Source organism: Kribbella antibiotica (assembly GCF_004349055.1).
Lineage (GTDB): Bacteria > Actinomycetota > Actinomycetes > Propionibacteriales > Kribbellaceae > Kribbella > Kribbella antibiotica.
In genome coordinates, this window is the sequence record NZ_SMKX01000005.1 from 123,700 (window position 1) to 133,266 (window position 9,567).

General features: G+C 66.9%; 8 protein-coding genes. 3 read left to right on the top strand and 5 right to left on the bottom strand.

The features are described from left to right. Positions 1 to 48: 48 nt before the first annotated feature. Entirely contained in the window at positions 49 to 1,473 is a 1,425-nt protein-coding gene (locus E1263_RS03195; protein ID WP_132165131.1) for a PepSY-associated TM helix domain-containing protein, read from the top strand. Here the strand turns inward: E1263_RS03195 and E1263_RS03200 are convergent. Genes E1263_RS03200 through E1263_RS43995 form a run of 3 tightly spaced genes read right to left on the bottom strand, consistent with a single transcriptional unit; the run spans position 1,457 to position 5,635 of the window. Then, entirely contained in the window at positions 1,457 to 2,656 is a 1,200-nt protein-coding gene (locus tag E1263_RS03200) for an acetate/propionate family kinase (protein ID WP_132165133.1), read from the bottom strand. The genes E1263_RS03195 and E1263_RS03200 overlap by 17 nt on opposite strands. Further along, complete coding sequence (gene pta / locus E1263_RS03205) at positions 2,649 to 4,727, bottom strand: phosphate acetyltransferase (RefSeq protein ID WP_132165135.1); 2,079 nt, start codon at positions 4,725 to 4,727, stop codon at positions 2,649 to 2,651. The genes E1263_RS03200 and pta overlap by 8 nt, the downstream gene beginning before the upstream one ends. 20 nt (positions 4,728 to 4,747) lie before the next feature. Next, entirely contained in the window at positions 4,748 to 5,635 is an 888-nt protein-coding gene (locus tag E1263_RS43995) for an SDR family oxidoreductase (protein ID WP_132165137.1), read from the bottom strand. An 89-nt stretch (positions 5,636 to 5,724) separates the two neighbouring features. Between E1263_RS43995 and E1263_RS03215 the strand changes: the two genes are divergently transcribed. Further along, positions 5,725 to 6,297 carry a TetR/AcrR family transcriptional regulator gene (locus tag E1263_RS03215; protein WP_132165139.1) on the top strand — a complete coding sequence of 191 codons (573 nt, stop codon included), beginning with the start codon at positions 5,725 to 5,727 and terminating at the stop codon, positions 6,295 to 6,297. Here E1263_RS03215 and E1263_RS03220 read toward each other — a convergent pair. After that, entirely contained in the window at positions 6,294 to 6,773 is a 480-nt protein-coding gene (locus E1263_RS03220; RefSeq protein WP_132165141.1) for a MarR family winged helix-turn-helix transcriptional regulator, read from the bottom strand. The genes E1263_RS03215 and E1263_RS03220 overlap by 4 nt on opposite strands. A 75-nt stretch (positions 6,774 to 6,848) precedes the next feature. On the opposite strand from E1263_RS03220, the gene E1263_RS03225 reads away from it, so the two are divergent. Beyond that, positions 6,849 to 7,700 (top strand): alpha/beta fold hydrolase, encoded by an 852-nt coding sequence (locus E1263_RS03225; protein WP_132165143.1) that lies wholly within the window; start codon positions 6,849 to 6,851, stop codon positions 7,698 to 7,700. A 235-nt stretch (positions 7,701 to 7,935) separates the two neighbouring features. Here E1263_RS03225 and E1263_RS03230 read toward each other — a convergent pair whose 3' ends face one another. Further along, a complete protein-coding gene (locus tag E1263_RS03230; protein ID WP_165956445.1) occupies positions 7,936 to 9,384 on the bottom strand; it encodes an HNH endonuclease signature motif containing protein in 1,449 nt (482 codons plus the stop codon). Positions 9,385 to 9,567: the final 183 nt, after the last annotated feature.

The window sequence follows — 9,567 nt, forward strand, 5'->3', positions numbered from 1 at the left end:
CGGCTATGCCCGCCGTACCGGCTTCAAGGACTTCAAAGGAATGCGCTCATGACTTCTACCCTTCCGTCCACGACCGCAGCCCGATCGCCTGGAGACAGTGATCGGCCGAAATCCAGAGGTGCCGGGTTGTTCCGGGCCTTCTGGCGCTGGCACTTCTATGCGAGCTTCCTGGTGATTCCGGTGGTGCTCGTCCTGGCGGTGACCGGGCTGATCTACCTGTTCCGCTTCCAGATCGAGCCCGCCTTGCATGCGGATCTGATGAAGGTGCAGCAGCCGCCCGGTCTGCGAGCTGAGCAGTACGCGTCGCAACTGGACGCGGTGAAGGAGGCGTTCCCGGGCGCGACCGTTTCGTCGATGACCGAGCCGTCTGCTCCGGATCGGTCGACAGTGTTCTCGATCGAGACGGCCGATGGTGCGGCGCGGGACGTGTTCGTCGATCCGTACCAGGGCAAGGTGCTGGGCTCGCTCGACCCGGACTCGACGTTGTCGGGTGGCGCGATCTTGTTGCACGGCGAGCTGATGGCCGGCCGGTTCGGCGATGCGGTGATCGAGATCGGCGCTTGCTGGGCGCTGGTGATGGCGATCACCGGCTACTACCTGTTCGTCCGCGGGCGGGCGGCGCGCGCACGACGCCGTACGGCGAAAGCTGCGGGTGCCGTGCTGAGGTCTCGGCATGCGTTGACTGGCTCGGTGCTGGGGATCGGCCTGCTGTTCCTGATTGTGTCCGGTCTGCCGTGGACGGGGTTCTGGGGCGCGAAGGTTCAGCAGATCGCGACGAACCAGGGCAGCTCGATGTGGGCCGAGGACCCCGGCGCGCTGTCGAACCCGACCTCGACGTTGGACGAGTCGTTGCCGCACAGCCATGCGGTGCCGTGGGCGCTGGGGGAGTCGAAGATCCCGAAGTCCGACCCGAAGCAGGATCGGCGCTCGGTGGCCACCATCGACACCGCCGTGGTGGTCGGCGTCCAGAACGGGTTGGCCCGGCCCATGACGATCGCGCTGCCGTCGGGGGAGGAGGGCGTGTACTCCGTGATCGGGTACGCGTTCCAGAACCCGGCCAAGGAGCGAACCCTGCACATGGATCAGTTCGGTGGGCAGGTGGTGTCGACGTACGGGTACAAGGACTACCCGCTGCTGGCCAAAACTGTTGCCCAAGGCATCGCTCTGCACGAGGGCCGCCGGTTGGGCACTCTGAATATGGTTCTGACCACAGCGTTCTGCCTGGGCGTGATCTTCATGTGCGTATCCGGCCCGTTGATGTGGTGGCGCCGCCGTCCCAAGACAGCCGGGGCTGTTGGAGCGCCCCGCGGCCGGCTACCCCTGAAGGCGACACCGGCCTTGGCGGTCATTGTGGTGGCACTCGCGTTGTTCCTGCCGATGTTCGGCATCACGCTGGTGCTCGCCCTGCTGCTGGATCAACTTGTCATCCGCCGAACACCGAAGCTCCGCGCCTGGTTCAACACGACCGACTGACGACGGCGAGGGTTTCGCGGGCGATCTGCCACTCCTCGTTCGTCGGTACGACGAGAACGGCGACCTGGCTGTCGTCAGGGGAGATGAAGCGGGCGTCCGTCGACGCGGATTGGTTGCGCTCGGCATCGATACTGATGCCGAGCCGGCCGAGTCCGGCCAGGGCTGCGGCGCGCACCTCGGCGGAGTGTTCGCCGACGCCGGCGGTGAAGGCGATGGCATCGACCGTTCCGAGCACGGCGTAGTACGCGCCGATGTATTTGCGGAGCCGGTGGCAGTAGACGTCGAAGGCCAGCTGCGCCCCGGCATCGCCGCCGGCGCGCAGCTTGCTCACCTCGCGGAAGTCGTTGGCGCCGGCCAGGCCCTTGAGACCGGACGAAGAGTTGAGCTGCCGGTCGACCTCGGCCGTGGTGAACCCGAGTTCGCGGGTCAGATAGGCCGGTACGGCGGGATCGAGGTCGCCGGAGCGGGTTCCCATCACGAGACCCTCGAGCGGGGTCAGCCCCATGGAGGTCTCGACCGAGCGGCCACCCTGGACGGCTGAGGCCGAGCAGCCGTTGCCGAGGTGCAGCACGATCACGTTGACGTCGGCCGGGTTCTTGTCGAGCAATTGGGCCGCGCGCTGCGAGACGAAGGCGTGCGACGTCCCGTGGAAGCCGTAGCGGCGGACACCGTGGTCATCACGCCAGGCCAGCGGTACGGCGTACGTGTAAGCGTGCTCAGGCAGGGTCTGGTGGAAGGCTGTGTCGAACACCGCGACCTGAGGCAGGTCCGGGAAGAGGCGGCGAGCGACCTCGATCCCTTCGAGGTTCGCGGGGTTGTGCAGCGGCGCCAGCGGGACCAGGTCGGTGACCGCGGCGACCAGGTCGTCGTCGATCAGGGCCGGTGCGCCGAACTGGGAACCGCCGTGCACAACCCGGTGCCCGACGCCTGCGAGATCGATCCCGGTGAGGGACGGACCGTGTTCCTCGAAGGCGTTTAAGGCTCCGCGTAGCGCGTCCTCGTGGTCGGCGATGGCGCGGGTCTTCTCGGCGTCGCCGTCCGGGCCGTGGTGGATATGGCGGCTCTCGCTTTCGCCGATGCGTTCCACCAGACCCGAGGCGGCCGCTTCGCCGGTATGGCCGTCGATCAGGCTGTACTTGAGGGAGGAGGACCCGGCGTTGATCACCAGGACGTGGTCACTCACTACGGACTCCCTGCTCTGCCTGTACGGCGGTGATGGCGACGGTGTTGACGATGTCGCGGACGGTCGCGCCGCGGGACAGATCGTTCACCGGCTTGCGCAGACCTTGGAGCACCGGGCCGACCGCGACGGCGTTCGCCGACCGCTGCACCGCCTTGTAGGTGTTGTTGCCGGTGTTCAGGTCGGGGAAGACGAAGACGGTCGCGCGGCCGGCCACCGGCGAGTCCGGGAGCTTCGTCCGGGCGACGGCGGCGTCGATCGCGGCGTCGTACTGGATCGGTCCTTCGACCAGCAGGTCCGGTGCCCGGTCGCGGACGATACCGGTTGCCTTGAGCACCTTTTCGACCTCGTCCCCGGTCCCGGAGGCGCCGGTCGAGTAGGAGAGCATCGCGACCCGGGCTTCGATGCCGAAGGCAATCGCGGTCTTCGCCGACGAGAGCGCGATGTCCGCCAGTTGCTCGGCGGTCGGATCGGGGTTGACCGCACAGTCGCCGTACACGAGAACTTGGTTCTGCAGGCACATGAAGAAGACCGAGGAGACGACGGACACCCCGGGCACGGTCTTGACGATCTCAAGTGCGGGCCGGATGGTGTGGGCGGTGGTGTGCACGGCGCCGGAGACCATGCCGTCGGCCAGTCCGAGCTGGACCATCATGGTCCCGAAGTACGAGACGTCGCGGACCAGTTCGCGGGCGCGTTCGAGGTCGACGCCACGATGCTCGCGCAGGCGCTGCAGTTCGACGGCCAATTGCTCGGCCAGCGGGTCGTGTTCCGGATCGATCAGCCGGGCCGCGCTCACATCGACGCCGATAGCGGCCGCCTTCGCGCTGATCGCCACCGGATTGCCCAGCAGCGTGAGATCGGCGACGCCGCGTCGCAGCAGGATGTCGGCCGCACGCAGGATCCGCTCCTCCTCGCCTTCGGGCAGGACGATGTTCTTGCGGTGGGCAACGGCTTCGTCGATCAACTGGTGCTCGAACATCAACGGCGTGACCGCGCTGCTGCGGGCGACCTCGAGCTGATCGAGCAGCGCGTTGCTGTCCACGTTGCGCTCGAACAGCGCGAGCGCGGCGTCGATCTTGCGCGGCGAGTCCTTCGCCAGTCGACCCCGAACGGCGGTCAGTGCGGCCGACGCGGCCTGGGTGTCGAGGCCGGTGTCGACGATCGGCAGGGTGACGCCGAGCCCGTCGATGAGCCGCTGCACCTGGCTGGGCAGCGTGAAGCCACCGTTCAGGATCACCGCGGAGATCTGCGGGAAGTTCATCGAGGCATGCGCCATCAGTACGCCGAGGACAACCTCGGGCCGGTCGCCGGCGGTCACCACGGCGGCGCCGTCGGACAACCGGTCGAGTACGTTCGGCATCGTCATACCGGCCACCACGAGGCCAGTCACCTCGCGGGTGAGGAGGGCTGGATCGCCACTGAGGAGACGACCGTCGACGGCCGGCAGCAGATCGGCCACCGTCGGCTGAGACAGCACAGGCTCCTCCGGCAACGCGAACGCCGGTACGCCGACGCTAGCGAGCGCGCCAACGGCCTTGCGCAGCCCGTCCGGCGCAACCCGGTTGGCGACGACCGCCGCCAGGGTGCCGTGGTTCGCCCGCAATTCGCCGGCCGCCATATCGGCGATGGCGCGCAAGTCCTGCGGGCTCCGCCGAAATCCGTTCAGGACGAGTAGGACCGGCGTACCGAGGTTGGCCGCGATCTTCGCGTTGAACGAGAACTCGGTGGGCGTCCCGACGTCGGTGTAGTCACTGCCAACCACCAGTACGGCGTCCGCCTGCTCCGACACCTCGTGATACCGCTGCACGATCACACTGAGGGCGGCATCGGGGTCCGCGTGCACTTCGTCGTACGTGACCCCGACGCATTCCTCGTAGGTCAGGTCGACCGCGTCGTGCGCAGTCAGCAGCTCCAGCACATAGTCGCGACCACCGGACCCGCCAGGTCGCACGATCGGCCGGAACACGGCCACCCGCTCAACCCGGCGAGACAGCTGCTGAAGAACACCGAGCGCGACCGTGGATTTCCCGGTCGACCCTTCCACCGAGGCGACGTACACGCTACTGGCCATACGAGCACCCTAACGACCCCTCAGTCGTGGAAGTAGCTGGCTGTTGCGAGGTCTTCCAGGAGGGTCGGGCCGGTCGGGGTCCAGCCGAGGAGTTCCTTGGTCGCCGTACTGCTGGTGGGTAGATCCATGGCGAAGAAGCCGCCGAGCCAGCCGAGGGTGGTGATTGCTTCGTCGGGGGTGACCGAGCTGGCGGGCAGGTCGAGGCCGCGGGCGATGGCTTCGGCGATGTTCCGGGTCGGGATGCCTTCCTCGGCGGTGGCGTGCAGGATGGCACCGGCAGGAGCTTTGGTGATGGCGAGGGCAACCAGGCGGCTGGCGTCGGTGCGGTGGACTGCTGGCCAGCGGTTGCTGCCGTCGCCGATGTAGGGCACGAATCCGGCGGTGCGGGCGTGGGTGACGAGCATCGGGATCAGGCCGTGGTCGCCGGCGCCGTGCACTGTCGGGGCGAAGCGGACGGCGATCGGGTGCACGCCTTTGTCCTGGAAGGAGAGCGCGAGGTTCTCGGCGCCGCCGCGCGGTGCGTCCGGACCATGCAGGGGGGAGAGGTCTGCTTCGGTCGAGACTCGGCCCGGTACGGCGTTGATTCCGGACGCGATCAGGAACGGGCGGTTCGAGCCGGTGAGTTCGTCGCCGATGGTCTGGACCGCGGCCCGCTCGGCACTGTTCGACGCGGGACCGAAGTCGTGCTTGTTCGCGAGGTGGATGACCGCATCGGCCGCGGCGGCACCGGAGCGGATGATGCCGAGATCGTCGAGGTCGCCGCGCAGTACGTCGACGCCCTTGGCCGCGAGTGCCGCAGCAGAGGTGTCCGAGCGGGCGAGCCCGGCCACCTGGTGGCCGTCGGCGAGCAGCTCGTCGACCGCGACGGAACCGATCCAGCCGGAGGCTCCGGTGATGAAGATGCGCATGGAATGCTCCCTGAAGAGTTGATGTCAGTGGCTGACATCAACGACGGTACCTCATGATGTCAGTCGCTGTCATCGACTAGACTGCGTGCATGGTGCGATGGGAACCGGGTGCGACGGATCGGCTGCGCGTCGCCGCGCTGGATCTCTACCTGCAGCAGGGCTACGAGCAGACCACCGTGGGGGAGATCGCGAAGAGCGTCGGTCTGACCGAGCGCACGTTCTTCCGGCATTTCGCCGACAAGCGGGAGGTGCTGTTCGACGCTGAGGGACACCTCGAGCAGGCTTTCGTGGATGCAGTGGCCGCCGCTCCGCCGGAGGCCGCCCCGCTGGAGGTGATCCAGGCGGCGCTGACCACGACGGCGCAGTTCTTCGGCGCCGAGCGACGTTCGTGGTCGCAGAAGCGTTATCAGGTGATCAGTGCCAACCTGCCGCTCAAAGAGCGCGAGTTGCTCAAGATGGCAAGTCTGGCGAACGCGCTCGCCGCCGCGCTGCAGCGACGCGGAGTGCCCGAGCTCGTCGCCGCACTGGCGGCGCAGACCGGCATCGCGGTGTTCACGGTCGCTTTCGAGCAGTGGATCGCCGACGGCGAGACGCGCTCCTTGGTGGAGGTGGAACGAGAGCTCCTTGGAGAGCTGAAGGTTCTGGCTGCCGCCCTGCGTTAGATGGTCTCTCCGAGGTCGCGGGCCAGCCAGCCTGGCGTGTCGACGCGCACGGGTTGGACTCCGACCAGTTCAGTCAGGATCGACTCGAGCTCGGCCAGCTTCGCAGGCCCGATCTGCTGCTCCCACTGCTTGCGTAGCTCGTTGAAGATTCCCTCGCCTGTGCGCAGGAGCGTGACGCCCCGTTCGGAGATCTGCAGTCGCATCCGACGGGCATCGGCCGGATCCGCGTTCCGCTCCACGTAACCGCGCTCTTCCAGTACGGCGACAGTCCGCGCCGCGGCTTGTTTCGTGACCGACATGCGTCGCCCGAGTTCGGAGGCGCTGTCGGCGCCGGCGGCGATGGCGCGCAAGGCGAAATCGTGGAGTGGTCGCACGTCTTCGTAGCCGCGGGCGGCGAGTTCGGCGGTGGCCGCGTCGACGAGTGAGCGGAAGCCGCCGAGCATCAGCAGGGCGAGGTCGGGTCCGGAGCGAGACATGGGTTCAGCCTAGACAACGACAACTATGTTGTCTATCTTGGAAAGACAACATAGGTGTCTATTGAGGAGCTGGTCATGACCGCCACCACCCATCACACCGTGACGGTGAACGGCGCGGAGCTGCACTACGTAGCGGCCGGGAGCGAAGGGTCGCCGGTGCTGCTGGTGCACGGCTTCCCGGAGACTTGGTGGGTCTTCCACAAGCTCATCCCGCTGCTGAGTGCGAACCATCGCGTCTTCGCCGTCGACCTGCGCGGCTTCGGTGACTCGGCCGTCGCCGGACCGGACCACACCAGCTCGATCGCGGCAGCCGACTTGAGCGGACTGATCGCCGTACTGGATGTGGGACCGGTACACCTGAGCGGTCAGGACGTTGCCGGCCAGACCGTCTTCCGGATCGCAGCCGAGCATCCCGAGCTGGTGAAGAGTCTCACCGCTATCGAGACGGGCCTACCGGGTTTCGGTGTCGAAAGGCTCGGTGACGTGACCCACGGCGGTGCCTGGCACATCGGCGTACTGGCTGCTCCGGGTATCGCCGACATGCTGCTGGCCGGCCGCGAGCGAGCGTTTCTGGCCGACTACGCGATCCCTGCGATGTGTGGCACCCCCGGTGCCTTCAGCAAGGAAGACCTCGATGAGCTGGTGCGTTCGTACTCACGGCCGAATGCCTGGGCCGGTGCTGCTGGTCTCTATCGATCCCTGCTGTCGGAAGGCGAGCAAATCAAGGCCCTTGCGGCGCGCAAGCTGACCCTGCCGATCCTGGCCGTCGGTGGCGCATCCGGCGACTTCACCCCGAACACCTTCGCCCAGGTCGGCGAAGACGTGACCTCGATCCGGCTCGACGGCGTCGGGCACTTCGTCGCTATGGAAGCCCCCGACCGTCTTGCCGAAACCCTGCATGGCTTCTATGTGGGCGTCGATCGTTAAGCCCTCGGGTGGTCTCCTGGAGCGGGGGCGGGACGCGACCTGTAGGGGCCTTGTGGGTAAGGGATCGAGCGCGGAGTACAGCTTGCCGGAGACCACCAGCACACGTTGGACGGCGGACTTGTCGCTGAACCGCGGCGTGGGCTGGGTGGCCAGGTCTGGGCATGCGGGCATGGGTAGGTGCTCCACGTGGCGGGGCCATGTGGAGCTTGGGGTGGGCGGTATGGGCGGGTGGTGTTTAGGGGCCTGCTGCTGGGGTGGCGTTGGTTGCCCAGGGGTCGGTGTAGTTCGGTACGTGTGCGAGTAGTCGGGCGCGGAAGGCCTCGCGCTTAGCGTCCCGTTCCGAGTTGGCCAGGGCGCTGACTGTCGGGAGCCCGTCCGGTTGCTCGTGCCCCGGGTTGCTGCTGACGCCGACCCCGGCACTAAGGCCGGTGCCACTGCTGCTGGTGGTGTTGCGGGCAGGGGTGGCCCAGCTGAGAGCGGCCGCCAGAACGGCAGGGTCGATTGGTGATGGGTCGGCCCAGTTCGGCCGAGTCACGTCCACCAGACCGCTCGTCGTGATCGACACTGCCCACTGCCCTGCGTGAACCGCCCGGTGATGCGACGCGCACAACAGCACCAGGTTCTGCATGCTGGTTGGCCCGCCGTTGGCCCAGTGGACGATGTGGTGGGCATGGCACATCCACGGCGGTGCCTTACACACAACGCAGCCCTTGTCGCGCTTGATCAAAGCCCGCCGCATGTACCTGTTCACGAACCGTTGCTCGGTTCCGACGTCCAGGGGCTGCGAGTCGCCACCCAGCACGATCGGGAGGATCGCGGCATCACAGGCCAGCAGCCGCACGGCTGAGGCGGACAGGTTGTTCCCGAACACCAGCTCACCGACAGCACCGGTCGTCTCGCCGAGCGCAGCTTTGAGGTCGTCGAAGTCGATCGTGACGGTCAGGTGCGGCACACCCGGATGGTCAGGGTTTCCGGCTGCCGCGTCCATGGTGGCTACCAGAGCATCTGCCTGACGCACGTCCTGTGGCCGCGGATCACGCTCACCGTCAACAGTCTTGTGCGGCTTCGACAACGTGTGGATCTGGGTGGTGAGCTGTTCACCGTCGGCGCCGGGCAGGAACCCGCTGAACTTCACCCCGCCATCGACCTGCCGCAACCGCAGCGACCTCTTCGCGTGCGCTTCTTCTTCAGAAGGTTCCGCACCATCAGTATCCAGCCGGGACATGACATCGTGAGCGAACTTCGTGAGCTCACGCGGATCGCGGTCATGACCCACCTGGACCATCTGCTCCTCAACGACTTCCAGCACATCCACCGCAACCGTCGAAGGCGCCTTCTCCAACGTCTCAACAATCACCATCGCCTGCGCAGGACGCAGAGACGCCGGACGTGACGGATCCGCCGGATCTGGCAACGCGCCGGCCACCAGCGGATACTTGTGCAGCGCAGCACCGAACGCGAGATCTCTACGAACCTCGGTGGGAGTGCGCCGGTACCGCTGGGACAGGAAATCGACGGTGTCACGGGCACCGAGCTCACTCGCGGCGCCCATCTCGTCCAGCCGCTTGATCACCTGGAGCTTGTAGGTCTCCCGCACGGACGCAGCAGTCTCCAGCGCGTCGAGAGTAGCCACCAGCTCGCTGGCACTCTGCAAGTACACCGGGCGCATCCCCACGATCTCCATACCCAAAAGCATAGCCACGGCCACCGACAGTTTTTGGCCGGAAAGCCCTTATTTACATGGTGATCTGTGGGCTATTTGATCAGCCCACACCAGCCCACACCAGCCCACATCCGCGCGGTGTGCTCGGAGGGTTCAGTCGATTGCCTTTGGGGCGGGCGGGGTTCCGCAGCCCCGGTTAAGGTC